This is a genomic window from Chryseobacterium sp. Leaf404, from assembly GCF_001424145.1.
Lineage (GTDB): Bacteria > Bacteroidota > Bacteroidia > Flavobacteriales > Weeksellaceae > Chryseobacterium.
In genome coordinates this window covers 96,104-120,747 of sequence record NZ_LMQM01000012.1, presented here as the reverse complement: position 1 = coordinate 120,747, position 24,644 = coordinate 96,104, and the positions used below count along the sequence as shown (strand labels likewise).

At 37.2% G+C, this 24,644-nt stretch carries 22 protein-coding genes, 1 tRNA gene and 1 pseudogene; 9 read left to right on the top strand and 15 right to left on the bottom strand.

Annotation, left to right across the window (positions count from 1 at the left end):
- Positions 1-74: 74 nt before the first annotated feature.
- The 3 genes from ASG31_RS12235 (at position 75) to ASG31_RS12225 (ending at position 1,651) form a co-directional block, all read left to right on the top strand.
- On the top strand, positions 75-578 hold the full coding sequence (locus tag ASG31_RS12235; protein WP_056032848.1) for a hypothetical protein: 504 nt from the start codon (positions 75-77) through the stop codon (positions 576-578).
- A 3-nt stretch (positions 579-581) separates the two neighbouring features.
- Positions 582-1,100 (top strand): toll/interleukin-1 receptor domain-containing protein, encoded by a 519-nt coding sequence (locus ASG31_RS12230; RefSeq protein WP_082504549.1) that lies wholly within the window; start codon positions 582-584, stop codon positions 1,098-1,100.
- A gap of 477 nt (positions 1,101-1,577) precedes the next feature.
- Positions 1,578-1,651: transfer RNA gene (locus tag ASG31_RS12225), tRNA-Asp, on the top strand.
- A gap of 1,364 nt (positions 1,652-3,015) precedes the next feature.
- Here the strand turns inward: ASG31_RS12225 and ASG31_RS18765 are convergent.
- The gene (locus ASG31_RS18765) at positions 3,016-3,198 is read right to left on the bottom strand and encodes a hypothetical protein (RefSeq protein WP_131725546.1); all 183 of its coding nucleotides are present in this window, start codon (positions 3,196-3,198) and stop codon (positions 3,016-3,018) included.
- An 840-nt stretch (positions 3,199-4,038) separates the two neighbouring features.
- Here ASG31_RS18765 and ASG31_RS12220 point away from each other — a divergent pair.
- Together ASG31_RS12220 and ASG31_RS12215 are read left to right on the top strand one after the other, a co-directional pair.
- Complete coding sequence (locus ASG31_RS12220; protein WP_206549399.1) at positions 4,039-6,909, top strand: DUF11 domain-containing protein; 2,871 nt, start codon at positions 4,039-4,041, stop codon at positions 6,907-6,909.
- A 60-nt stretch (positions 6,910-6,969) separates the two neighbouring features.
- On the top strand, positions 6,970-7,521 hold the full coding sequence (locus ASG31_RS12215) for a hypothetical protein (RefSeq protein WP_056032839.1): 552 nt from the start codon (positions 6,970-6,972) through the stop codon (positions 7,519-7,521).
- A gap of 255 nt (positions 7,522-7,776) precedes the next feature.
- Here ASG31_RS12215 and ASG31_RS12210 read toward each other — a convergent pair whose 3' ends face one another.
- The 4 genes from ASG31_RS12210 to ASG31_RS12195 all read right to left on the bottom strand — a co-directional run bounded on the left by ASG31_RS12210 (position 7,777) and on the right by ASG31_RS12195 (position 12,319).
- Complete coding sequence (locus ASG31_RS12210; RefSeq protein WP_056032836.1) at positions 7,777-8,130, bottom strand: hypothetical protein; 354 nt, start codon at positions 8,128-8,130, stop codon at positions 7,777-7,779.
- A 712-nt stretch (positions 8,131-8,842) separates the two neighbouring features.
- Positions 8,843-10,924, bottom strand: coding sequence for a M4 family metallopeptidase (locus tag ASG31_RS12205; RefSeq protein WP_056032833.1), 2,082 nt, complete (start codon positions 10,922-10,924; stop codon positions 8,843-8,845).
- Between the two features lie 77 nt (positions 10,925-11,001).
- Positions 11,002-11,826 carry a hypothetical protein gene (locus ASG31_RS12200; RefSeq protein WP_231433739.1) on the bottom strand — a complete coding sequence of 275 codons (825 nt, stop codon included), beginning with the start codon at positions 11,824-11,826 and terminating at the stop codon, positions 11,002-11,004.
- Complete coding sequence (locus ASG31_RS12195) at positions 11,795-12,319, bottom strand: RNA polymerase sigma factor (RefSeq protein ID WP_056032830.1); 525 nt, start codon at positions 12,317-12,319, stop codon at positions 11,795-11,797. The genes ASG31_RS12200 and ASG31_RS12195 overlap by 32 nt, the downstream gene beginning before the upstream one ends.
- Positions 12,320-12,414: 95 nt before the next feature.
- On the opposite strand from ASG31_RS12195, the gene ASG31_RS12190 reads away from it, so the two are divergent.
- The 3 genes and pseudogenes from ASG31_RS12190 (at position 12,415) to ASG31_RS19190 (ending at position 14,589) form a co-directional block, all read left to right on the top strand.
- On the top strand, positions 12,415-12,675 hold the full coding sequence (locus ASG31_RS12190) for a hypothetical protein (protein ID WP_056032826.1): 261 nt from the start codon (positions 12,415-12,417) through the stop codon (positions 12,673-12,675).
- Complete coding sequence (locus ASG31_RS12185) at positions 12,672-13,586, top strand: hypothetical protein (RefSeq protein ID WP_056032823.1); 915 nt, start codon at positions 12,672-12,674, stop codon at positions 13,584-13,586. The genes ASG31_RS12190 and ASG31_RS12185 overlap by 4 nt, the downstream gene beginning before the upstream one ends.
- A 320-nt stretch (positions 13,587-13,906) precedes the next feature.
- Positions 13,907-14,589, top strand: a pseudogene (locus tag ASG31_RS19190) (alpha/beta fold hydrolase).
- 927 nt (positions 14,590-15,516) lie between these two features.
- On the opposite strand, the gene ASG31_RS12170 reads toward ASG31_RS19190, so the two are convergent.
- The 6 genes from ASG31_RS12170 to ASG31_RS12145 all read right to left on the bottom strand — a co-directional run bounded on the left by ASG31_RS12170 (position 15,517) and on the right by ASG31_RS12145 (position 20,524).
- On the bottom strand, positions 15,517-15,828 hold the full coding sequence (locus ASG31_RS12170; RefSeq protein WP_056032817.1) for a putative quinol monooxygenase: 312 nt from the start codon (positions 15,826-15,828) through the stop codon (positions 15,517-15,519).
- A gap of 801 nt (positions 15,829-16,629) precedes the next feature.
- On the bottom strand, positions 16,630-17,451 hold the full coding sequence (locus tag ASG31_RS12165) for an alpha/beta fold hydrolase (RefSeq protein WP_056032814.1): 822 nt from the start codon (positions 17,449-17,451) through the stop codon (positions 16,630-16,632).
- Positions 17,452-17,755: 304 nt separating this feature from the next.
- The gene (locus ASG31_RS12160) at positions 17,756-18,271 is read right to left on the bottom strand and encodes a DsbA family protein (protein WP_056032811.1); all 516 of its coding nucleotides are present in this window, start codon (positions 18,269-18,271) and stop codon (positions 17,756-17,758) included.
- Positions 18,272-18,273: 2 nt separating this feature from the next.
- Positions 18,274-18,735, bottom strand: coding sequence for a redoxin domain-containing protein (locus tag ASG31_RS12155; RefSeq protein WP_056032806.1), 462 nt, complete (start codon positions 18,733-18,735; stop codon positions 18,274-18,276).
- 12 nt (positions 18,736-18,747) lie between these two features.
- Positions 18,748-19,452: a YoaK family protein gene (locus ASG31_RS12150; protein ID WP_056032803.1), complete on the bottom strand. Its 705-nt coding sequence runs from the start codon at positions 19,450-19,452 to the stop codon at positions 18,748-18,750.
- 25 nt (positions 19,453-19,477) lie between these two features.
- Entirely contained in the window at positions 19,478-20,524 is a 1,047-nt protein-coding gene (locus tag ASG31_RS12145) for a cupin domain-containing protein (RefSeq protein WP_056032801.1), read from the bottom strand.
- Positions 20,525-20,546: 22 nt separating this feature from the next.
- On the opposite strand from ASG31_RS12145, the gene ASG31_RS18580 reads away from it, so the two are divergent.
- The gene (locus ASG31_RS18580; RefSeq protein ID WP_157844466.1) at positions 20,547-20,714 is read left to right on the top strand and encodes a hypothetical protein; all 168 of its coding nucleotides are present in this window, start codon (positions 20,547-20,549) and stop codon (positions 20,712-20,714) included.
- A 420-nt stretch (positions 20,715-21,134) separates the two neighbouring features.
- Here ASG31_RS18580 and ASG31_RS12140 read toward each other — a convergent pair whose 3' ends face one another.
- The 4 genes from ASG31_RS12140 to ASG31_RS12125 all read right to left on the bottom strand — a co-directional run bounded on the left by ASG31_RS12140 (position 21,135) and on the right by ASG31_RS12125 (position 24,641).
- Positions 21,135-22,103 carry an NAD(P)H-quinone oxidoreductase gene (locus ASG31_RS12140; protein ID WP_056032798.1) on the bottom strand — a complete coding sequence of 323 codons (969 nt, stop codon included), beginning with the start codon at positions 22,101-22,103 and terminating at the stop codon, positions 21,135-21,137.
- Positions 22,104-22,248: 145 nt separating this feature from the next.
- Positions 22,249-22,806: a hypothetical protein gene (locus tag ASG31_RS12135; RefSeq protein ID WP_056032795.1), complete on the bottom strand. Its 558-nt coding sequence runs from the start codon at positions 22,804-22,806 to the stop codon at positions 22,249-22,251.
- Between the two features lie 199 nt (positions 22,807-23,005).
- Positions 23,006-23,560, bottom strand: a complete 555-nt coding sequence (locus ASG31_RS12130; protein WP_056032793.1) for a hypothetical protein — start codon at positions 23,558-23,560, stop codon at positions 23,006-23,008.
- Positions 23,561-23,582: 22 nt separating this feature from the next.
- Positions 23,583-24,641, bottom strand: coding sequence for an NADH:flavin oxidoreductase/NADH oxidase (locus tag ASG31_RS12125; RefSeq protein ID WP_056032789.1), 1,059 nt, complete (start codon positions 24,639-24,641; stop codon positions 23,583-23,585).
- Between the last annotated feature and the right edge of the window lie 3 nt (positions 24,642-24,644).

Genomic DNA, 24,644 nt, shown 5'->3' with positions numbered 1-24,644 from the left:
GCAGATTCGTGATTTTGATAAGTCTTTAGAAGGAAATGTTTCTGAATATGAGGTAACTGGTTTAATGGTATAATATGCAAAAAGATATTAATGTATTCATTTCTCACCCTACTCCTTACAATAAGTATCAAGAAAAATTCATACAGCTTATTGAACTCGAATTAAGAAAATACAATCTTAATCCAATATATCTTGGGAAAAATAATTGGAGTTATAAATTTCCATTGAAGCCAATAAAAGAGCTCATGAGTACATGCTCTGCGGCTATCGTAATAGGTTTGGAAAGACATCATAGTTTGATAGGATATGAAAAAGAATTATCTAAAACTTCTAATGAGTTAATTAATAAGTATACTTCGTCGCCTTGGATTCAGATAGAAGCCGGTATGGCTTATCAGGCAGGTTTGCCGCTGCTGGTTCTAAAAGAAGATAAACTTCATAGCGAAGGAATTTTAGATCCTCAAATTAGTGATTCTTTTGTTTTTGAATTTAATTTAATAAAACTACAAACCCAACTTTCAAATGATATTAAAGATTTGATAATCAGTTGGGTGAACGATATTAAAGCAATAAAATAAATTATGCCTTTATACACAAGTGACTACTTAAAAAATTTATCTAGAAGAAAAACTGTACTTTTTAGTCAAGAAATGATCAATGAGAGTAAAAAGGTTCATACTAGCTTTGATATATTCCTTTCACATAGCTACCTTGACAAAGAAGAGGTAGAAGGTTTGTATATTGAATTGAGAAGTCAAGGATATTCCGTATATGTTGATTGGATTGTTGATCCACAATTAAACAGAACGAATGTAACAAAAGAATCTGCTAAGCTAATTCAAACTAGATTGAAGATGTCCAAAACATTGCTTTTGGCGGTTTCAACAAATGCTTCACTTTCAAAATGGATGCCTTGGGAATTAGGATATGTCGATGGAAATACCGGTAAATGCGCACTCATTCCTGTTTCAATGAGTTCATACAATGTACCAGAAGTTTTTAATAGATTTGAATATTTACAGTTGTATCCATTTATTAAAAAAGTACCCACTACAGGTCTCGGTGAAAAACTATTCGTTATTGAAGAATCTCGAAAGTAAATTATTATGGATGATTGGTTAAGAAGCAATGCTATTCCAAAATTACAAACCATCAACATATTTTAAATGGTGACGATATACTTGAATGTACCAAAAAAATTACTACTTATCGACCAATAAATTGAATGACCAAGCAAATATTATTTTATTTTTTTTGATGCTGTCCATTCAAATAGATAATTGGCTTTTTTAATAAAGTGATCATTATTTAAGAAATAAAAAAAATTAGAGAGTAATTTTTACCTTTGATAGTCTGTGTTTTAGTGAAATTTAGCAGTCAAAAATTATCTTTTTTTTGGAAAAACTAAAAAAAGGCATATATTTGCACCAGTAAAAACGAAGATCTCTAAATTGTTTAAAAAAGTGACCTATTCGGTGACCTCCTAAACAAGAGAACATTATAAAGCTTATGGATAGGCGTTTTTTTAAAAAAATACAAGTCCCGTCCGGATCGCATTTTACCTTTAAAAGAAAATTGATCCGGTAGTTCAGCTGGTTAGAATGCCGCCCTGTCACGGCGGAGGTCGCGGGTTCGAGTCCCGTCCGGATCGCAGAAGTTTTTCAAATTTCAGAAAAACCCCATAAAACATTCGTTTTAAGGGGTTTTTATTTTTAGTTATATCATTAAAAAGGTAAGAATAAGCAAAGTAAAATGGTCTAATTCGGGACCTTTTTTTAAAAAGCTAATTTTGGTCCCTCGACATTTATAAAATTTACTTCCCTTTGAGGTGAGCATATTTTAAAAAAATGACAAAATTTAATTGGTCCCGATTTGAAAAAAATGGGCCTCGAATAGAGGCGAAAATTTGTTTTATTTTTGATGCTAATTTTTAAATGTTGAGCTTTATTTCTCATTGCAAGGCGATCATTTTTGTCTTACTTCAGGAAATTCGCGGGACCAATGGTCAAATTGGTCCCTAATTAACAAAAAATGGGTTCCGAATGGCGAAAAATAACGTCACTGATATACGGTGTAATGCCTATGAATAGAAGATTTGTCCGTTATATAATATTTTGTAGATAAAAAATTTGTAAAAATTAGTTTAATCTATAATTATTAAGTTATGAGTACGCATTTATCTATTCTTTTCGTCGTGAAAAGATTTTGTATTATTCACTTAGGGCAAGAGGCTGGAAATTACAACAGGCAGATTTATAGAACCGGAAAAATGTTGTGTCGATTCAGGTAAAGTCATAGGGAGATCCGCAGAAGTCAGAGAGATTGATACTTATCTCGACATTTTGAGGTCCCGGATTTATACCACACAGAAGGATCTTATTTTGTTTGATAAAACCAATAAGATCACCATTTACAAAGAGTTGCAGACCTCAAATTTTTGCCCTATATTAGGTTTAAGGTTCACTCATAGATATTTGTTATTTTATACACATTGATCAATATTCAGTTCATCTAAACTTCTCATTTACAAACTTGATCTTTTCCAAAACTACCTTTTTAGAAAATAAAGAACACCACTGAAAATTTTATGATGTAATACATCATAAATATTTTCCAGACGGGAAATCTAAATTAAAAAAGCCATCCGTATAATCGAATTTGTTTATTGATTTGTGGACAAATTTTAACATTGTTTTACAGCTCATCTCAGATTTCGAAAGTAAGTTTGTTGAGAAATCCTGTGTTCAACATTGTAAAATAAATGCTATAATTTCTACTACAACATAATATATTTTTCAGCATTTGAACTTAGCATAATTCACTCAGTATGGTGTGTTATTTGTTCAGAATTTTAAAAATTCAAATCTGTGAAGTTTATTAAATGTAAATATTTGTCGACCTTAAAATATCTCAAAAAGAAAATATTTATTGAGGATGTGGTGTAATTTCACGTATTAAACATTTATGTGAATTATATATATATGGTGAATACATAATCTAATTCACTGACTGTTTTTAATACGCCAGTAGATTATCTTTCAGGTATTTTAAGCTTAAAGACTTATGATGAACAGTAACTTTCCGTTTGATATGATCTATTGACAGTGAACCCTTCCGGTCAGCTTTAAAATCTGCCAGGATCTGGAATTTTATAGCCTGACCACCTGAGCAGTGCTGACCAAATGCAGATACAATCAAATCTTTATCTTTGGACCTATACGAAAGGTATATTTCCTACAAATTGTATATGCCATCCATTGATCAATCATAAATGATGTGATTATTTTGATTTGTAGTTTGTGAACGTGTTTTGTGAGCACTTATAAGAAATAAGATGGATACCAATAAAATTTATTCAAGATTTATTTTTATGATTGTTAAATATTTAAATTATGGATGGAAAATAATGGTTTTTTTTAAAAAATCGACAATCTCCTTAATTAATCTATTATCTTCAAAGCTGACGTTAAGTCGGCCTTTTTCGTGGCCAAAAGTCCCATTGAAAGCTACTTTGATATTGATACTTATATTGCTGATGATATCAATGGGTTCTAAAATATTGTCCCCTTATATCCCTTAAAATAGGTGATCTGAATTGGCGTTTGCTCCGGGTGATTTGATTTTTATTAGTTAATATATTGTGTTTTTAATCATTTTATTAATCAACTATTATGTTTTAATTGTTGATAATCTTCTTATGTTACAATTTGTATAATTTTATTAATATCACATTGTAATCAGATTATATTTTAGTATTGTTTATAAATATTAAATTATGATTAAAAACATTCTGCATATATATCAAATTATTTTCTTTTTTATTATTTTCGCACCTCGAAATTAATAATGACGTGATGATCTTTCTAAATGTAGTATTTCTTTTATGTCTATTTTTCTCTAAACAATGTTGGTATTATTCTCATTAAATAGAATTGCCTTCCTCTAGATATTTCCGTTGAGAATAAAATCCCTGCCGGAAAAGATCTGTCATTTTGAGATATTATCAATCAATCTTCATTCATGAAAAATTTATATTTATTGAAACAAAAATTAAGTTTCAGAGTCATGCTGACAGCAATACTTATGCTGATGAGCAGTAATCTACTTTTCGCAGACGGTTCAAAAGACCTTTATCCTAATGGAAAATCAGGATACCGTGCATATCTCAGATGCAGTCTTACTCCGGATACTGAGCGTTGGCCTTTTCCAACTAACGGGACACATTATGTTTATGCGAAAGCAGGAGAACGTATTACTCTGGCATCAAGTGCCCAGCTGGCAACCACCAGCTCCGCGATTAGACTTTTCAGTCCTTCAGGAAATATGGTAGTGAATGATGATACTGCAGCAGGGCAGATACTTAACAGGGATCAGGAAAAAAGCGGGCCCAAACTATTCGGTGAAGTTAGCACAGCGAAGTACACTCCAATATATTATACCGTACCATCTGGTGGTGACGGTATCTACCGCGTCGAATTTCTTGCCAGAGGAACTTCTGATCCAAATGTAACTATTCTGGCAGATTCAAACTGGACGCAGGGTACCACCGCCGGAATATTTGCCTGGGATATCTCAGTAATCAATAATTCCAATACAGCTTTTATTCCTGGTCGTGTATATGCAACCCTGCTTAATCTCACCAATGGTACAAGTAGCCCGAATACCAACGGATTCCGGGGAATTGTTTATGGTTTGACTGATGATGGGTTTACGTACAGAATTAACAATAACGGAAATAACGGGCTGTATTTTTCATTTTTTATAAATAATAATGGCTTCAGGGATTCACAGTTAAAATCTATATACAAAAGTCTCACAGTTACAAACCTTTCATCGACTGATGTACATAATCCAACGTCAGCTGATATTATATCGCCGACAACACAGCAGATAACACATAAAATTTTCTATACATTGCCTGATCCCAATCTTCCTCAATCAAGCATTGGTGCTGTTCCCGGTGGAAGTACATGGCTGAAAATCGTACCCATAGTGCCCGTTGTTACACAGGTTAGCTCACAAGGAGTGGAGGGCACACAAGGACAGATCAGTTCAAAAGGGGGATATATCAAGTTTAATTCAAACAGGCCTGCAAAATATACTATTATTATCAAAAGCAGTGCTAATCCCGCAACATTTGCCCAAACGGTTTTGACAGGGTTTGCCAATCAGAATGCTAACAGTATATTATGGGACGGTAAAGATGGGGCCGGACAACCTTTGCCTGCAGGTACACATCAGGCAGAGATATCTGTTCAGTTACAGGGGGCGGAAGTTCATTTTCCATACATTGACATGGAATATAATCAGAATGGAACTATCATTGATCTGTTGAATAAAAATGATCTTTCTCAGGTTGAATCCAGTATGGTATACTGGAATGACGTGGATATTCCGAACGTTTCAAACGGGAGCAATTCTCTTCCTAAAAATAATTCCCATCTTCCACCAATAAACAGTACAGGGATTAACAGCAATTCCAACGGTCATATATGGGGAGTAAATGGTACCGGAACAGGAGGACAATTCGGGGATCAGAAATCAATGGATACCTGGGCATTTGTTAAAGGGCCAATGGAAACACTTCCTTTAGCTATAGTATCTCGTATTGCTGATCTTAAAATTTCTCAGCTTACAGCTGATAAGAATTACTTGGTTCCCGGAGATGTCATCACTTTTTTTGTGAAGGCCAAAAATGACGGACCAAGTTCGGTAACGGGATCAAAGTTTACTTTTGTTAATCCGGTCGGATTTACGCCTCAATCTGTAGTATTTGATGGTAAAGGTTGCGGAAGTGAATCAGTTGCCGTGAGCTATAATTCTTCCACAAGAACTTATTCCTCTAATCTAGATCTTCCTAACGGATGCGAGATCGGATACACTGTTAAATTTCTTGTTACAACTAACCTGGCCGACGGAATTCAAAACTTCCGTGCTGGAATTTTACGGACGAATGATGTGACTGATCCTGATGCAACAAATCCCAATCCTGCAGAGATGCCGACGGATGTACAGATTGAATGCAGCAATAACGGCGCAGGTGGAACATGTAATAATATCAGAAATATTTCATTCAATTATGCAGCTGTGGCACAGTGCCAAGGAGAGGTTGGGAGTGAAAACTTTTCTTTAAATGGAGGGTCTTCCAAAACATTTTTACAGCCGGCAACTACAAGTGGATTTGTACTTGATATCTTCTCGCTGGACAATTCTTTTAATATGAATGTAAATGGTGTTAATATTGCCGCTTCTGAGATTGAGTTTCAATCAGCCGGAACTCCTGCGCCCGGAATTAATGTCCGTTTCGCAGATGGCAGTCAGTATGAAGTTAATACGCAACTTATTACAAACTATTCCGGCAATACTGCTTCACCTCTTATAAGAGTTGTTATAAGTTATACCGGGATGGTCTCTTTGTATGGAAGTAAAACTGCAGGAGGAGCTCTTTTCCCATTGGAGCTTTTTAACGGAAATACATTCAATAACATTCCATGGAATACATCATCGGGTAATACGATAATCATTAATCAGAATGTAGTCGGTACAGCGACCAATGCTGTTGGGCGTGGATACGGGCTAAATTCTGTAGCATGTGTATGCTACAACCTACCAAACACAACATCGGCAGGAATCTCTGCACAACACGGGATCACTCTTTTGAACAGAGCGGGAACAGCAAACGGAAACTGGCCAATGATCAGAAAGGGAGCGCACACTGTTCTGGAATCCAATACCAAAGGTTTTGTGATAACGAGAATGCCTACATCAGGGCTCTCCTCAATTACTACACCTATTGACGGGATGATGGTCTACGATACTACTGCGAAATGTCTGAAGATTTACACGGTCGATACTGTTACACCTGCAAACACGGGATGGACATGTTTCTCAACCCCGACTTGCCCGTAAAAAAACATATAGTATCTAATAAGATTGTCATTTGACTTTATTAATTGTAATCAGAATTAAATGAAAAAAATATATACAACTGCGCTTACTGTTGCGATAGGAATGCTGAACGCTCAGATAATCATTGGTGATGCTGTCGGAACAGCTCCGGCAGGACAAAAAACATCAGTTCTTCTCGAATTTGCTGCGGGACAGAATAAGGGAATTGTTCTTCCTTATCTGCGAACTGTACCTTCTTCACCCGCTGAGGGAACAATTGCTCTGGATGCAAGCAATGTGACTGACGCAAGAATTAAATATTTTAATGGAGCGTGGGTGGATCTGAGCGGACAAAACGGAGATGTTTCCTCAGCTTTAGGTACGCAGCCGACTGTTTCACAGGTTACAGAAACTGTTGGAGCCAAAGCTATTATCGGATCAGATACTACAGCAGTGGATGGAATTCTGGTACTGGAATCATCAACCAAAGCCATGGTTCTTCCTACTGTGGATGATGTCCAGAATATAATAAATCCCGCTCCCGGAATGATGGTTTATGTAAATAAAGCAGGCGCAAAAAGGCTTGCAGTCTTTAACGGCACAAGGTGGAGCTTCTGGAAAGCAACACTGTAATTTATGGCTCTGAGATTATGTAAAAAAGTCTCAGAGAAAATTAATTCCTTAAAAAAGATTTAAGATAGAAACGTTGCTACAAAATTATGGCAGCGTTTTTTTATTGGTTAAGCCACTGTAATTTTTAGTGCTTACCTTCACAGGGTTAATTTCTGCTATAATAATCGTGGTCGCCGCAATACCGAAAGATTTGCATCAGTCAGTGAAATTTTTGTGTCTGGCTTCCATTATTTCCAGTTGAGAAATTTAGAAAATTTATTTTCTGTCAAGCTCTATCCAGACGGGTGCATGGTCGCTGCTCTTTATCCAACCCCTATTTATTGTATGATCAGGAGCGTTTGGAATCCATGAGTTGTAAGAACGTGGTGAGCCTGTATGTGGAGTGCCTGTATTGCTGACCACAGCATAACTCCCATCGGCAACTAAGGTGTTGGCAGTGTTTATTGGCGTATATGAGGTTGTGCCGGGTAATAAATCATTTGAAGGATTGGAACTTACACCATTGGTTACACTAGTACCAAAGTCTTCTGCGACTAATGCTTTCCAGGTTTTGCTGTAGGAGCTGACAGAAAAAGCTAATAGGATGAGCTGATAATATTTTTTTCGCATTGGAGTGTCTTTTTAAAAGTCCTTTAAAGATGTTATGATGCAAAAAAAAGCATTCTGAATTTACCGTGAATTAACAAAAGATAATGCAGCTTTCAAATAAAATTATGCAGTTATAGAATAAAATAAAAATAACACATGATTCCAGTTTAAATATTTGATTTATAAATATTTATAATTTAAATCACTAAACTAAGACATGACTTATTTTATTTTTTGAGAAATAATTAGATATTCATTTGATTATCTGCAAAATGTCATAATTTAGAATACCTGGTATTTCGTTGTAAAGTTTACGGCTTTGTGTAACTTAAAAAAAGGCATTCGTTAAAAATCTTTTGTTTGACCTTGCGTTAAATTAAAAACTATGATAAATTACGCATATGCATAATAAATAATTAGATAATTAAAACTTAAGTAATTGCCAATTAATAAAAAAAGCCCGACAATTTGTCGGACCTACATTTGTGTTTAAAATGAACTGGTTTTTAACACAACAACTAAAAATCTGATTGCATTGTCAACACCTTGGTATTAGTTATATTGAAATGATGGAACAAATTAAAGCATTAAATTTCGATAGCAAATTAACATAAGATAATCTAAGATCTGAAAATGATAATTTTGATTAAATTTAAGTATGCCAATAATTTTTAAAACGAAAAAAGTTCCGGCAGTTAATTCACCGGAACTTCATAATATCTGAAAATTAAACTTATTTAACGATTATTTTTTTGGTAATATTGGTTTCATCTCCATTGATTTTAATCAGATAAACGCCAGATGAAATTCCCGGTAAAGAAACTTTGTTGATACCTCTTTCAAGTTTTTGCTTTGCAAGCACTATTTTTCCTGAAAAATCATATATTTCATATTCCGCACTACCTTTCAGGTCATATTCAATTGTAAACTGTCCATTTGAGATAGGATTTGGATATATTTTAATGCCTTTTGCATTTGTTAAAGTATTATCATTGGTTGATAAAGTACTAAGACAGTTGCCTACACCCACAGCACACCAGGCATTTTCTACTTGCTGCAGTTCATTAGATCCAGCTCCATAGAGTGAAATTGCAGCCTGTTTTGATGCGGCATATGCTGCGGCAAAATTAGAGTTAGGAGTCAGGTAGCCTCCCGTTAAAGTCTTATATGCAATTTTTTCAGCTTTTAATATGGTTATACCTGTTACATTATAATTAGTTCCCAGATCATTAGTTCCTGATCCTCCTACAGATAGAAGATAAAACCACTTATTGGCTACACCCGAATTTACGTGAACTCCGCCTTGATCATTATTCTGATTATAGGGAGGTGTGGGAACGATCCAGTATGTGCCGCCATAAGTATCTGGTTGTTTGCCTGTAAGAGTTGTCGCACTTTTAGGATTAGACATACTTCTTAAGTAGTTAACATCAACCACTATAGTTTGTGGATTAGCACCGCCAGTAGTGTAAGTTCCCGGGTTCATTAGTCCTTCACCAATCGTCCAGTTAGCCTGAGATGGTGATGCAAAAAACTCAATTGAAGCACCAAGCATATCTGCAAAACCTTCGTTTAAAGCCCCTGATTCTGCTTGGTAAGTTAATCCACCTGTTCCATTAGTTCCTACAACCAGATGAGAATACTCATGTCCTCCAACATCTATACCTACAAAAGGATTAAATAATGGCAAAGCTCCATTTCCAAATGCCATAAAACGGCTTCCTCCAAGTGTAATTGCTGTAGCATTCGTTCCATTTGGGCTGGCCGCCGTTCCGAAGTTAAAATTATTGTAGCTCACGATAGGAGTTCCTAATCCGTCGAAGCTGTTTCTGTTTAATCTTGCCAGATAGTAATCGTTGGATGCACCAATTGACCAGTGCACTTCTACAGCAGTCTTTGATGATGCTCCCGTGAAGTTTGCAGTAGGATTTGTGTAATCTGTATTGTAGGTTGTAGATAAACCAGTTACTGCATCTGTATTTGCAAAGAATTTAAAACCATCAGTAGTTGTTGCAATGCTGTTAACAGTAGAAGTGTCTAGATTTGTTGCGTCTACTGTCCAGACTTTCTTCGCATTGTTTTTTAAACGGTATACTCCATCATTAGAATCAACGGTAATGCTTTGATTTCCTTTGTAATAAGTTGCACTTGTAGATGGTGTATCAACATGATGTATTAATGAAAAAGATTTAATAATTTTCTTCGAAGAGTTGTCTACATAATATACTTTAGATGTCATTGGCGAAAAAGAATATCCTTCAACTTTAGAAGCGTTGTGCAACGCCGCACCATTCCCCGTATCTACTTTAACAATAACATTTTCAATATCTGAAAGATGGAGTTTATCAGCTGGTATCTTAGAATCAGTTGCGATAAGAGTTTTCAAATTTTCTGCTGATAATGCATTGTCAATTGAAACAGCAATATTATTTACAAATTCTCCATTTACTGACATCACAATACCGTCTTTTTCATGAGATATAATAATGTCGTCCTGAACCTTCAAATTTTTATAAAAATGCTGGTAAACTGTTTTTTTTATTCCCAATTCATCCCTCCATGATTTTACAACTTGAAATGTATCATCTGCGGTACCGCCCAGCCATTTTCCCAGAGAAGAGGCTAAAGATGAGGATGAAACATTTTTCCCTTCAAAACTTACATGAAAGTTTCCGTACGGAGAATTTGGTGTGACTGTAAAAGCAGGAAAATCTCTGACAGATCTGTTGTCCTGCGCATAAAAGAAATTTACAGCTGCCACGTTCAGTGAAAGAACTATGACTAAATTTTTGAATAGTGTATTTGTCTTTTTCATAAAATAGTTTGATATTTCAAACAGTTAGTACAAAATAATCGAAAATGTTACACCATTTTTAGAAATAAATAAAAAAACTAATTCTCAAGAGCTTTCAGGAGCAAAGTTTTATCAATAAAGTCAAGCTTTACACCTAAAATTACAACACTACAAATCACTAAAGATAAAACTAATATCAGCAAAATATATGATGAGAAAAACCATAGTATAGTATTAGCAACATGCCCTTTCAATCCGTATTTTGACCTGAAAAATAACTGTGATCTCTCAAACCATGATTTTCTATAGTTAGTTCGTGACTCATTTACAATACCGTTGAGTTCATCTACAATGGCAACAACTTCAGAAATATGTCTGCCATACATGTAATGAATCCAAAACCTGATCATCAGGAAAACAACAAAGACTGAAACCAGAAAGCTTACAGCAAAAACAGCGATGTAATAAACGTTGTCCAGATGAAAATTTACATTTATCAAAGCAATCAAAAATGCAAGGGGAATATAAGTGATGTAGTATGAGATATAAATTTCTTTGCTTAACAGAAGCTGGGTTTTGATGTTGAAAAGATCATAGTTGGTATTGATACCTTTAGTTCTCAATATTCTGTAAAGTTTGATGAATCTCGTATAAAAATAAGTCATAAAACCGATTGATAATAACACTTCGAACGCAGAAATTGTTTTTATGTTTACATTTTTATTATCGAAAGGAAAACCGTACAAAAGGCCTGGTAAAGTAACAATCAACAACCAGAATTCAGTTTTCATATTAATCCGGATCATATCCAACGGAGAAAAAATTTCGTCCTGTTTCTCAAGCGGAACTTCTGGAAGTTGTACCTGATCTTTTTTCCAGAATTCCTTTAAGTTATCTATTTCCATGCTTTTCTTTGTTTTCATTTTTTTTGGCTATTAGTTCCTTTAATTTTGCTTTTGCGCGGTTTAGTTTTACACGTGCATTAACTTCAGAAACTCCAAGCTGCTCGGCAATCTGCCTTCCTGTATAATCCTCAAGGAAATAAAATATCAGCGCTTTATCTACTGCGGAAAGTTGATGTATGGCTTCATACATCAGTTTGATATTCCGGTCGTCGTCATCATCATACTGATCTTGCGAAACCAAAATATTTTCTATACTCTGATTGTTAATAAAGCTACGTTTTTTTTTACTTTTTAGAAAGAGAATAGCTGTATTTAATGCTGTACGGTACAGCCAGGTTGCAAAATCGCTCTTACCCTGAAAGTCAGCGTAGGACTTCCAGGTCTGATATATGATTTCCTGATAAAGATCTTTCTGATCATCGAAATTATCCATATACATCTTGGAGATTTTAAATATTACCCCTTTATGTCTATTGATCTTTTCGAGATACTCTTTTTCTTTCTCCGTCATATTCCTTGAACTCTGCAGTTAGTAGCATTAATTTCAAATTGTTACATTTATATAATATTAAATTGTATACATTGAATAGAATTGATATTATATTAATGAAAAAATTATTATATCTGTGCCGTGTATCCTTGCCACCCAATCATACAATTAATGTAGATTTTTATGGACAATATGTTGATGTTGCCGGAAATGGTGCTTCTACAACAGTTAAAGATGGCATCATCGCACCCAGATTATCGAAACAGCAGTTGGCGGCAAAATCTGCCGCAACCTACGCCGCTGCACAAACAGGTTCTTTAATTTATGTTAATGACATTACTGCCCCTGCCGGCACCATTCAAGTGTTGCCCAATTGACAGAAGTCACTGCGGTAGGTTATTACTATTTCGACGGTACTATATGGAAAAAAATGAGTGGATCTCCTGATACTAGCCTCTATCTTAATGACGGCACTTTGGCAGGCAATAGAATCGTTAACCAGATTGGTGCTACACTGGCTTTCAACGCTACGGCAACCAATGCTTTCTCCGTAGACGGGGCTACATTTTCTGTAGACGCAGCTAATAATAGAGTAGGTGTAGGAACGGCAGCTCCAGTTAGGCCATTACATGTAGATGCTGCTACAAATCCAGTGAGAATCCAAAATCTTGCAGCTTTACCAGCGGGCACTGCGACCAATACTTTGGTTATTGATAACAATGGGGATGTTTACAAGAATACTACAGTTTCCGTAGAAGGCCAGATTTTAAGAATTGGACTTAACGCCCAATTATACACTGCGGGATCTGAAGTTGCTTTGCGATTTAACAACAACGACAGTGCAGCAGAAATGGGTAATGCACCGAATTCCGCTCCGAACTTTATCAACAGCATTGTGGGTGCCACCATAACAGACGGAGTTGTTGTACCTTCTGGAAATGGTGTTCCGGCGAGAACTACAGATCAGATTACTTTACCGATGGGAGTTTACAAAATGCAACTTAGAGTGGTAGGGAATTTTCCTTCTGTAGCCGATGTCAATAATAATGCTTCATTTAAATGTATTGTAGGCAATAATGAATATTCATTGATTGCTATTGTTATACCAGGAACCACGCAGGTCATGACTAACTATTTTGAAGAATATATTAATATTACAGCAGCTACTCAAACGCTGGATTTTACTATTATACCAAGTGTCAACACGTTTGGTATTGCAGATAAAGGGTCTCCTGCTGGTGGTGGAAATTCGTACAGAAGTTTACTTACTATCCAAAGAATAAAATAAACTATGTTTAAAAAAATCATCCGGCAACTAAAATTCCAATCTATAAATAATTTTCAGCTTCAAACCGGAAATAGTACTGCTATCAATATTGTATTTATATTTTATGACAGAACATAAACTTAGTACGTATGAGAAGTTCAGCAGCAGAAGTATTTTAAGCGATGAGTGACTTAGGTATTTTTTTTACATATAACTGTTTTCAGCTGTAGATATTCATTAGAGCTAAGATACTTTTTAATTACTCCATAAATATATGGGTAACTTTTAATTATACATTAATGCCATAGTGGCCTGCTTAATTTAAAACAAATAATAACTTTATGAAAAAAGCAAGTATTGTATTCGTACACGGTCTTTGGGCAGATGGCTCATGTTGGAATGATGTTGCACCAGCACTAATGGCAGAAGGTCACGAGGTAATCTCAGTTCAGAACCCTCTTACCTCATTAGCAGATGACGTTACCGCAACACAAAGAGTATTGGAGCGCCTGCCAGAGCCTATCGTTTTGGTGGGTCATTCCTGGGGAGGTGTGTCATTACAGCAGCAGGTACTAACCCAAAAGTGAAAGCATTGGTATATGTTGCGGCGTTGGCTCCTGACACTGATGAGATTATTGGCGAATTAACCAAAGATTATCCTACTGAAGTTTTTAATCATGTTGAGATGGCAGATGGATTTATCTGGATGACAAAGGACGGGATTCAAAAACATTTTGCTTCAGATGTTCCTGAGGCAAAATCTGAACTTATTTATTATAAGCAAGGCCCCGCAGCAGCCGGATTATTCGGAGAAAAAGTGGCATCACCAGCTTGGAAAGAAAAGAAAAGCTGTTACATTGTTGCAAAAAACGATGAAGCTATCAGTCCGGAACTGCAAAGAATAATGTCAAAAAGAATGGGAGCCGAAGTTACTGAACTCGCCACGAGTCACGTTCCGATGATCTCTCAGCCTAATGAAGTACTTTCCGTAATTAGACAGGCTATTATTAGCGCAGGCTCATAATCAATATTTATTAAAAAGACCTCTCTGTAAATTGCAGTTAAATAGGCAAAAGGGAGGTTTTTCTATAAAAGACGCATAATTATATAGTTATGGAATACACAATGATCACGCCAGTAAATTACGAAGCAGTAAATAAAAAATTCTTTTTTCAGCTTCTACAAATATAGAGCTCCTAATCATGGCTCAATTTATAAATCGCTCCATAATTGATTTGAACCGTCCGCGCTAGTAACCCTAAATATTTACGTAATCTGGAATCAATGAGAAAGTGAAAGATAAAAGAGAAAAATGATCTTTTTTTGGTCGGGAGCAACAGATTTTACAAAATTAAATATCACAATACTTAAATTTATTTCTCCTATTTTATTTTTGTTCGCTTGTCTATTTAGGCCTCAGAAGGCTCTGGCGTGTAAAACACTGTAATATCATCTCATTTCATCTTATCTATTCTACGATAATATGTTCGTTCCTTTAACATAAGTTCTAGCATATTTTCTTCCCATTATCACTGTCGTTTAAAGGTTGATGTTTTATGATGCTTTCATTTGCACCAAAATTCGCAGGCGTTTTCGCGTGCTGGTCTTTCGCCCAATCTTTCATATTTTTGATGGTATTATTGAACAGCGAGGACCACCACAGGATTTTCTTTCCGTTTTCAATTCCTATTCTGCAAAATAATTTTGTGGTTAAGGGATTTTATGTTTTTAACAGTCTGAAACCACATGTAAAAGCTTCGAAACAGCTCACTTCCATTCCCAAAAAAAGCAGTTCTTTAAAAAAAACTACTTTGTGCATCTAAATTCTGAAACCGATATCCCCATAAGAGAACCAATATTGGAGAAAAAGCTACCGGAGGTTCCGTTCAACGGGCTTTCATTTTTTGTCTTGCAGACAAAACAAAAGCTTAGTTATTAGCGGCAGGCAGTTTTATATTCCTGCACCGCCTAATATTTCAAGCTCATGTCCTTTTGTTGGTTGTCCGTCTAAAATTGGCATTGCCTTCATTATTAGTTCTCTTACCCCTTCAACTTTTAGTGAGTTGTCGTGGTCTTCCTTATTATCCCAAATTTCTGTTACATAAACAGAGTTTGTGTCATTTTCATCTTTGCAAATTACGTACAGTTTGCAACCTTTCGCAGTTGCTATAAGTTTCGATGCTTCCAATAAAATGTTTGCAAGTTCATCTCTATGTCCATCTCGTGCGGTCAATTTTCCGTGAAGTAAATATTTATTTGTCATATTATTTTGTTGATAATTTTAAATATTCATTTATAATTTTTTCCTATTTCGAGTTGTCCCTATTAATGTCAAATTTAGTTTATAAAAAATTATGTTGTCATTCGTTGTATTGTTAGTGTTTCGTAGGTTTTGGTATTGCTTGCCGCCAACTTGTATATACCCGATATATTATAGCGCATATCGATCCAAATTCGACTGGATATGCGATAAAATACATACTTTTATCTTTTTTCAGTTTATATGACATAACCAAAGATAATTAATATAATCTGATAACAATTGTGGGTTACCATAATTTAAAAAATAAATTTAAAATTTTATTTCTTGTGTTAACTGTAGGCAATTTTTTTTGAATAAGATGATTCTGTTTATCTCTTAATTACCATGATCTTAATCTCTTCATCAGAAGGAATTGTACTGGTGCTGCTAATTATTTGATACCACAGCGATTACAGCGAGTTGGAATTTGCTGGCGGCTGCATCACATTCAGGAAAAAAAAAGTTCGCATTAAAGGATATAGTATACCATTTATGGAAATCCCATACTTATACCTGCTCGATTATCATTTAGGAAAAAAACTATAGTTTTATAAAGTATTCATTACATTTATCAGCGATCATTCATCGCATAAAAAGATTTTCCTGTCACTCGTCGGATATAAGGATAATAATATAATAGAACTGATGAAAAAACTTCACTCTATAAAAGGTGAAAACATATATTAGAGGAATTTATCTACCAAACCAAAAAAAGATGAACCAAGAGATTCATCCTTTTGACATGTTATTTTATTTTTGAAATTAACCTTCAATAAATTCCAAAAGATCTTTGTTAATCACGTCGGCGTGTGTAGTTGGCATTCCGTGGGGGAAACCTGGATAGGTTTTTAAGGTTCCGTTTTTCAACAGTTTAATTGATTTTAAAGCGGCGTTTTGGTAAGGTACGATTTGGTCATCTTCACCGTGAAGAACCAATACCGGGATTTCAGTTGCTTTCAAATCTTCTCTCTGATCAGTCTCGGAAAAAGCTTTGATACCGTCATAATGAGCCACTACACCACCCATCATTCCCTGTCTCCACCAGTTTCTCTGGATGCCTTCTTTCACGTCTGCACCTTCTCTGTTGTAACCGTAGAATGGGAAAGTCAAATCGATATAAAACTGATGTCTGTTGTTCAAAGTCTGATCTCTGATGCCATCAAAAACTGAAATTGGAACGCCATCAGGATTTTCGTCGCTTGCAACCATAATAGGTGGAACTGCACTGATTAAAACGGCTTTTTTTGCTCTACCATTTGCATATTTCGCAACATAACGAATTACCTCGCCACCGCCTGTGGAGTGACCAATGTGAACTACGTCTTTCAGATCAAGAAATTCTACCAATTCAGCCGCATCAGAAGCGTACTGTTCGATGGTGTGATTATAGATATCCTGGCTGGATCTTCCGTGGCCTCTTCTATCGTGTGTTACCACTCTGTAACCTCTTTGCAGGAAAAAAATAACTTGAGAATCCCAATCGTCAGATGATAACGGCCATCCGTGGTGAAACATCAATGTTGGTCCTTCGCCTTGATCTTTGTAAAAAATCTCTGTTCCGTCTTTTAATTTTAGTGTGCTCATAATTTAATTTTTTAAGTGTTTGTAATTTATTTGATAGTTTGTTTTGTTGTCTTAATTCTTTAGCAAATGTAGGTCGCTTAAATTCGATTGCCGTTAATCTTGTTTAATAACGTTCATCCTTTCTGCATTTTTTTGTTTGTCTCTGTCTTAACTGATGTAAAGCTACTGCGATCTCTGAGGTTTTCTAATTATCATTCGACGAATGGGCAAAAATGATCGTTGAGTTAAGGAAAGGATCAGATATATTTATTGTTTCAGATGACAGCAGCAAAATATGATCATTATCAAGGCAATCGGGCCGCTTTTATTTTACGTTTTCTCTTACCAATTCCAGGAGGTTTTCCGCACCGCCATCGAATTTCTTTCCGTTCACGTAGAATGAAGGTGTTCCATTCACGCCGCTCACGATTCCGCTTTCGAAGTCTGCGTCCACTTTGTCTGCCAATTCCGTACTGTCAATATCTTTTTTGAATTTTGGTATATCCAGTTTCAGTTTTTCTGCCAGTTCCAGAAGAAAATTCTCATTCAGATCTTCCTGGTTTTCATAGATAGCGTCGTGCATTTCCCAGAATTTTCCCTGCAGATTGGCTGCTTCTGCGGCAAGTGCTGCAGCTCTGGCATATTGGTGCATTTCTGATAGTGGAAAGTTTCTGAAAACGAATTTAATCTCGCTTCCGAATTCTTTCATTAGTTCTTTTAATACCGGATAGGCAGCGCCGCAATATGGGCATTGGTAATCTCCGTATTCTACGATTACTAGATCTGAGTCTAGATTTCCTTGGGCGTGGTCAGTTTTACTGACGGCTGGTTTTAGTGACATAATTATTTTGATTTAAGTGTTTCTAATGCTTGTAAAATTCCATCTGCACCGGGATTGATCGCTGTAGGTGACAGGTAACTCCATTGGATGATGCCTTCCTTGTCTATGACGAATAGGGCCCTTTTGCATTCGCCTTCTGCGTCGTCGTACACGCCATATTGTTTGGTGACTTCTCCTTTTGGTTCGAAATCTGCCAGCAATGGAAAATGTAAGTTTCGGGATTGAGAAAATGCAAGATGTGACCATTTGCTGTCTACAGAGATTCCAAAAATCTCGGCATCGTATTCTTTAAAGAACTTGAGAGTTTCGTTATAAAGTGCCATCTGGTCGCTGCAAACCGGACTCCAGTCGGCAGGATAAAAGGCAAGGATCACATTCTGTCCTTTGAATTCTGACAGCGTGATTTTCTGATCGGGCGTTGCAAATAAGGAAAAATCCGGGGCAACATCGTTTTTTTGTAACATTATAGTAGTTTTTTAAAGTTTAAAAGTTGAATTTGAAATCAAAACCGCACATATCGACAAAAGCATTGCTGGGATTCCCAAAATCCAGTTTCCAAAATAGGGAAGCAGGAGAGGAGCTAGAGATGCGCCTGCCACAAAACCTGTCCACAAGAGTAGAAGATGGATCGCATTGGATCTGTACTCCTTTTTTTCTGTTGCATTATTGGTCATCGTCAGCATTGCGGTTTTAATTGCCAGACTGTTCAGTGTTCCTGTCACAAAATCGGTATTCACTTTTTGATTTCCGACAGAGGTGACAATCGTGTTCATAATTCCCATAGAAAATCCGACAATTGCAACAGAAGGTATTGGTTTAATATTATAAAAATAAGAACTTACTGTGTACAGAATCAGGATTCCGGAAACGATGTAAATCGGCAATGTCTTCAACTCCATTTTTTTCCACAATGAGAGGCAAGTTCCGGCAAATATTCCCAACAGAAAACAACTGATAACCGTAGCGGAAGTCGTGATGATTCCGGATTTGTCTGTAGAAAGTGCTGCACCCATCGAGGTCGTGTTTCCGCTCATAAAAGATACGTACGTTTTCCATTTGATAAGTCCTACAGAATCTGTAAATCCTGCAATCAAAGCCAGAAATATTGCCATTCTTTCCTGAATCCTGATTTGCTCAGAAGTAGCAGAAATATTTGCTACGATGGCGTTTGACTGATCCATTGTTTTAGATTTAAATTAAATCCTCTTATTTTTTTGGCTGAATGAAAACCTTCTGCGTCGGGAATTTTTCGATCTCACCGGGTGTAAGTTTGAAATTGGTTTCCACCACATCTTTCGGGTTTCCGGCCAGCCATTTACTCAAATCGATTGATTCATAAGTACCGCTGTTGAAGCCAATCAGTATTTTGCAAACCGTGTCACCCGTATTTTTGATGTAATGTCCTGCGCCCATTGGAACATAGCCAACATCACCTGCATTAAACTGCTCTGTCACCACCGTTGCTTCTGCAAGGAAAACCGACATCTCTGCCTGTCCGGAGATATAATATTGCCACTCATCCGCATTCGGGTGCCAGTGCATTTCTCTCAACGCGCCCGGCTGCAATTCTATAAGAGACCCGGCCATTGAGGTGCTGATCGGAAATTCTTTTTTGGATACCAGTTTCTGCAGACCGCCACCGGGAATCACTCGCGGCTGTTGCGCATGCAAAGGATAACGGTGAAAACTGGTGAGCTGGATATCCGATTCATTAGGACGTGCTGTCGATATTACAGAAGATTCATCAGGAACCGGTCCGGCTGCGAAATAAGCTTCTTTCTGTGGTAAAGCAGCTACCTCTTCCAAGGTCAAGCCAAGATTCTGAGCTACAATTTCAGGAGGCATACAGGATACAAAATCTGTAACGCTGAATGTGTGATCCTCGGAGAAATTCCCATTATCAAAAATTAAAATGAAATGACATTCTTCCGTTCCGGTTGCCTGGATAGAGTGGCCGTAACCTTTTGGAAAGTACCACACATCGCCCGGCTCAAAATTGTCAACGTAACTTTGTCCATCCGGATGGATAATCGTAGTACGCAATGTTCCGGAAATCACGTAAGCCCATTCGGCAGCGTTGGCGTGCCAGTGCAGTTCTCTCATACTTCCCGGCTGCAGTCTCATAGAAACGCCTGCGATGCCCACGGAAGCAGGAAATTCTTTGACTGATGCGCCTCTCGTGATCCCGCCGTCATTGGCACGCGGTTCTTTTTTCTCCAGTTCGTATTTGAAACTTAATGATTCGGTAGTCATAGCATTTAATTTTAAATGATTAATGATAGTTTGTCTTTATTTCTACTGTAAAGCTACCGCAGAATCTAAAGAATTTGAATCGCATTTCGGTGAATGGGCAAAAATAATCGTTGAGTTCAAAGAAGAAATAGTCGATGATTTCTTTGACAGTAAGGCGTTGTCAAAATTGCAGTCTCAGGATTTATTTTAATTAAAGTTAATTAAAAAATGAATCTGCAGAATAGATGCCGTTTTAATTTTATATTAAATATGTGAATTACTTTAAACTGGCGGTTTGAAGCAAAAGTAAAAGTTGTTTTGTTCCAAAACGATCGTGGGAACCAAAAGTAAAAGTTGTTTTGTTCCAAAACGATCGTAGGAACCAAAAGTATAAGTTGTTTTGTTCCAAAACGATCGTAGGAACCAAAAGTGAAAGTTGTTTTGCTCTAAACAAGTTGCGGGAAACAAAAACAAAAGTGGTTTTGTTCTAAACAGGCTGCGGGAACTAAAAATAAAAGTGGTTTTAGTTTAAACAATCTGTTTTAAAATTTCAACAGAAAACGATAAATAAAAAATCCGCTTCAATCAGAATTGAAACGGAACATATAATATAATAAATCCTCAGGATCTGCTATCTCACCAAAATAATTTTACCGGTGTGTGAGCCATCTTCCAGCGATCGGTGTGCTTCTGCAGCGTCATCAAAAGAAAATGTTTTGAAAATAACAGGCTTGAATTTCTTAGCTTCGACCAAAGGCCAGACATTCTGCTGAATTTCTTTCGCCAACTGTTTTTTAAATTCATATTCCCGGCTTCTCAAAGTACTTCCTGTGATGGTCAGGCGTTTTGTCATCACTTTAGCAATGTCCAGATCTACACGGCTGCCACCAACAGAATTGATGTGTACCAATCTGCCTTCAGGTTTAAGGATATTGATGTTTTTGCTTAAATAATCGCCGCCAATCATATCCAGAATAACGTCCACACCTTCTTTCTGCAACTCGGTTTCAAAATTCTGAGTTTTATAATTGATGTAAGAATCTGCACCTAGTTCAAGACATTTCTTACCTTTTTCATCTGTGCCTACGGTAACAATCACTTTAGAACCCAAAGCGTGAGCAATCTGAATTCCCGTAATGCCGATCCCGCTGTTTCCACCGTGAATCAAAAGTGTTTCTTCCGGTTTTAAACTTCCTCGCTGAAAAACATTAGACCAAACCGTAAAGACTGTTTCTGGTAAACTTGCCGCCTCTGCAAAACTCATATCTCCCGGAATTGGCAAACACTGACCTTCTCTTACGCCAACGTATTCTGCATAGCCGCCGCCTGCCAACAAAGCACAGACTCTGTCACCAACAGTGAAATCAACCACATCCGGTCCGCATTTGACGATGGTTCCGGCAACTTCCAATCCTAAAATATCTGCAGGAACACCTTCCGGTGCAGGATACTTGCCTTCACGTTGCGAGACATCAGCACGGTTGAGTCCGGCGGCTTTCACTTCAATTAAGACTTGGTCTCCATAGATTTCGGGCGTCGGGTAATCCCTTATTTTTAAAACTTCAGGCCCACCAAATTCTGTTATTACTACTGCTTTCATTTATTTAATTTTATTACTCAGATTGTGTCTGTATCCATAATTTATGCCGATATATCACCGCCTGGATTATACGTAAGCAAACCTTTAAACAAGTTTGCATTCCTGAAATGAACATATCGAAATACAATCATTATATTTTTTTTGATTAAAAAGGCTGATTGTATTTTCCGGTCAGCGCTTTGTTCTCGATGCTTTTTGCAAAGTTCGGCGTTTCTTCGTGGTTGTGGGCATCAGAAGCGGCTTGCCTGGCTGCGGCAGCATCGGCAAGATTCACGTTGTGTTCTTTGAGATATTCAAACATTTGTGGTGTGGCTGTAGCGTGGATTTCGTTGGTGTACAAAGTTGTGTTGTCATCAATCCTTGTCGCTTTCAGTTCCCATAAAACCTGAACTTTTGTACGGCCGTTTTGAGTAATGGAATCTGAAATTGATAACATTCTACAGTAATCTGCACGGTGCTCAACGGCAACATAATGCTGAACCATCAAAGCATCTCCGATGGTTTCAACGTTTAATGAAACCGGCTGGCCGTCATAGGTAGAAGAGATAGCTGCACCGATGTGCTGCGTTGAGCATCTTTGATACTCTTCATCGGGAAGGTTGAGCAACCAGTCTGTGATATTTACTTTCTCGATTGGTGCGTTGATGATTGCCGTAACTGTAGAATGAGATAGTGTATTTTCCGGGGTTTGTATAATTTCCATAATGTATAAAGTTTAATTGATTTATTTAATGAAGTAAAATTATTATAAATGCATTTTAAAATCAATTGAACATCGATGAATAGGCAAAAAGTGTCGTTAAATAAAATATTAATAAGTTAAAGACAATTTTTTAAATGAAAAAACAAAAAAAATCACTGAAGATTTTTTCAGTGATTATAGTTGTTGATCTTATTAAATTTTATGATTCATAAAGCCATTTTTTAATCAGCTTCGTGTAGTTCGGCATCACCACAAAAACTATTAGAAATACAATGATTCCCGAGTTGATCAACGCATCCGAATAATGGTTTTCGGGAATTTTCAACAGTCTCAAAACCGGAAGTGAAACCAGCGGAACCAAAATGGATACCGGATAGATTGCTGACCAGGTTGCCAGAAACTGCTTCCAGCGGACCGGAACTTTGTTCCCCTCACTTTCGTTATTGAAGAGAAAATCCAGACCTGACTTGATCTGATAGCGGTCGTTTTTCCTAAAATAAGGATTGGCTTTTTCGATCAGTTTTTTTCTGTCGTCAGATTCCATCCAGTGTTTCAGATTGCTGATGGTGTCGAAACGGATGATCACCGTGTACACAAAAGTCAGCTTCGGGATCGGGCGCACAATCTGCAGATCTATAAAACCTTCGGAATGTTTGGAAACGGGGACAATCTCGTCCAGCCATTTTTCGTACTCCGCCTGTTTGTTGTCCAGAATATGGTGGGTTATCACCACAGATGCGCCGGGATTTTCCATTTTGATGCGATTTTAAATTGGATTAAAAAGCTCTTTTATACTGCCAAGGAATTTCAGTTTCTATTTCCAGTTCTATCGCAGAATGCAGTGCAAAATAGGGATCACGCAAGTGTTCTCTTGCAATGAAAACCAAATCTGCCTCGTCATTCACAATGATATCATTCGCCTGAACCGCCTCCGTAATCATTCCGACTGCGCCGGTAGCAATCACCGTTTGCTGTTTGATAATGGATGAAAACGGCACCTGATAACTTGGGAAAACGCGGTCTTTGCTTACGTTCGCAAATCCACCGCCGGAAGCCGTGATAAGGTCCACGCCATTTTCTTTCAGGATTTTAGCCAGAATAATACTGTCATCCAAAGTCCACGCATCCGGCGTTTCCAGATAATCAACAGCTGAGATTCTCACCAGCAAAGGCATTTCGTCTGGAATTACCCTTCGCACTTCGCCAACGGTTTCTACCAGAAAACGGATTCTGTTCTGCAGGCTTCCGCCGTATTCGTCATTTCTTTTATTGATGACAGCGGAGTAGAACTGGTGAAAAAGATAACCGTGACCGGCGTGTAGTTCTATGGTGTCAAAGCCTGCTTTCACAGCTCTGCGCGCAGCCTCTACGAAGTTTTCTTTCAGTTCCTGAATCTCATCAATGGTCAATTCCTGTGGAATGACGCCGTTCATTTCTGTCGGATAAGATGATTTTACAGTCCAGCCGCCTTCTTCTTTCGTCAGCGGTTTCATACGCTCGTTGGGATGTTTCAGGCTGCCTTTTCCGCCGGAATGCCACAGTTGGATTCCGATTTTTGCGTCTTGCTCGTGCACAAATTCCACGATGTTCTGCCAGGCATTTTTTTGTTCGTCGTTCCAGATTCCGACATCGCTCAGCGTGGCTAAACCTTCGGGTGAAACGGCGGTACATTCAGTCATAATAAGGCCTGCACCACCTACCGCGCGGCTGCCCAGATGCACAAGGTGCCAGTTTCCGGGAACACCGTTTGTTGCGCTGTACTGCTGCATTGGCGATACTACAATTCTGTTTTTTAAAGTTAGTTCAGGTAGCGTTAAAGGTGAGAATAAGTTTATTGT

Excerpts from the sequence above, each read along its gene's own strand:
- ASG31_RS12210 (WP_056032836.1), bottom strand. The coding sequence starts at position 8,130 with ATGCGAAAAAAATATTATCAGCTCATCCTATTAGCTTTTTCTGTCAGC.
- ASG31_RS12235 (WP_056032848.1), top strand. The coding sequence starts at position 75 with ATGCAAAAAGATATTAATGTATTCATTTCTCACCCTACTCCTTACAAT.
- ASG31_RS12230 (WP_082504549.1), top strand. The coding sequence starts at position 582 with ATGCCTTTATACACAAGTGACTACTTAAAAAATTTATCTAGAAGAAAA.
- ASG31_RS18580 (WP_157844466.1), top strand. The coding sequence starts at position 20,547 with ATGATAGTTTGTCTTTATTTCTACTGTAAAGCTACCGCAGAATCTAAA.
- ASG31_RS12140 (WP_056032798.1), bottom strand. The coding sequence starts at position 22,103 with ATGAAAGCAGTAGTAATAACAGAATTTGGTGGGCCTGAAGTTTTAAAA.
- ASG31_RS12190 (WP_056032826.1), top strand. The coding sequence starts at position 12,415 with ATGAAAAAATTATTATATCTGTGCCGTGTATCCTTGCCACCCAATCAT.
- ASG31_RS12150 (WP_056032803.1), bottom strand. The coding sequence starts at position 19,452 with ATGGATCAGTCAAACGCCATCGTAGCAAATATTTCTGCTACTTCTGAG.
- ASG31_RS12135 (WP_056032795.1), bottom strand. The coding sequence starts at position 22,806 with ATGGAAATTATACAAACCCCGGAAAATACACTATCTCATTCTACAGTT.
- ASG31_RS12145 (WP_056032801.1), bottom strand. The coding sequence starts at position 20,524 with ATGACTACCGAATCATTAAGTTTCAAATACGAACTGGAGAAAAAAGAA.
- ASG31_RS12130 (WP_056032793.1), bottom strand. The coding sequence starts at position 23,560 with ATGGAAAATCCCGGCGCATCTGTGGTGATAACCCACCATATTCTGGAC.
- ASG31_RS12155 (WP_056032806.1), bottom strand. The coding sequence starts at position 18,735 with ATGTTACAAAAAAACGATGTTGCCCCGGATTTTTCCTTATTTGCAACG.
- ASG31_RS12215 (WP_056032839.1), top strand. The coding sequence starts at position 6,970 with ATGAAAAAAATATATACAACTGCGCTTACTGTTGCGATAGGAATGCTG.
- ASG31_RS12195 (WP_056032830.1), bottom strand. The coding sequence starts at position 12,319 with ATGACGGAGAAAGAAAAAGAGTATCTCGAAAAGATCAATAGACATAAA.
- ASG31_RS12205 (WP_056032833.1), bottom strand. The coding sequence starts at position 10,924 with ATGAAAAAGACAAATACACTATTCAAAAATTTAGTCATAGTTCTTTCA.
- ASG31_RS12160 (WP_056032811.1), bottom strand. The coding sequence starts at position 18,271 with ATGTCACTAAAACCAGCCGTCAGTAAAACTGACCACGCCCAAGGAAAT.
- ASG31_RS12170 (WP_056032817.1), bottom strand. The coding sequence starts at position 15,828 with ATGACAAATAAATATTTACTTCACGGAAAATTGACCGCACGAGATGGA.
- ASG31_RS12165 (WP_056032814.1), bottom strand. The coding sequence starts at position 17,451 with ATGAGCACACTAAAATTAAAAGACGGAACAGAGATTTTTTACAAAGAT.
- ASG31_RS12200 (WP_231433739.1), bottom strand. The coding sequence starts at position 11,826 with ATGAAAACAAAGAAAAGCATGGAAATAGATAACTTAAAGGAATTCTGG.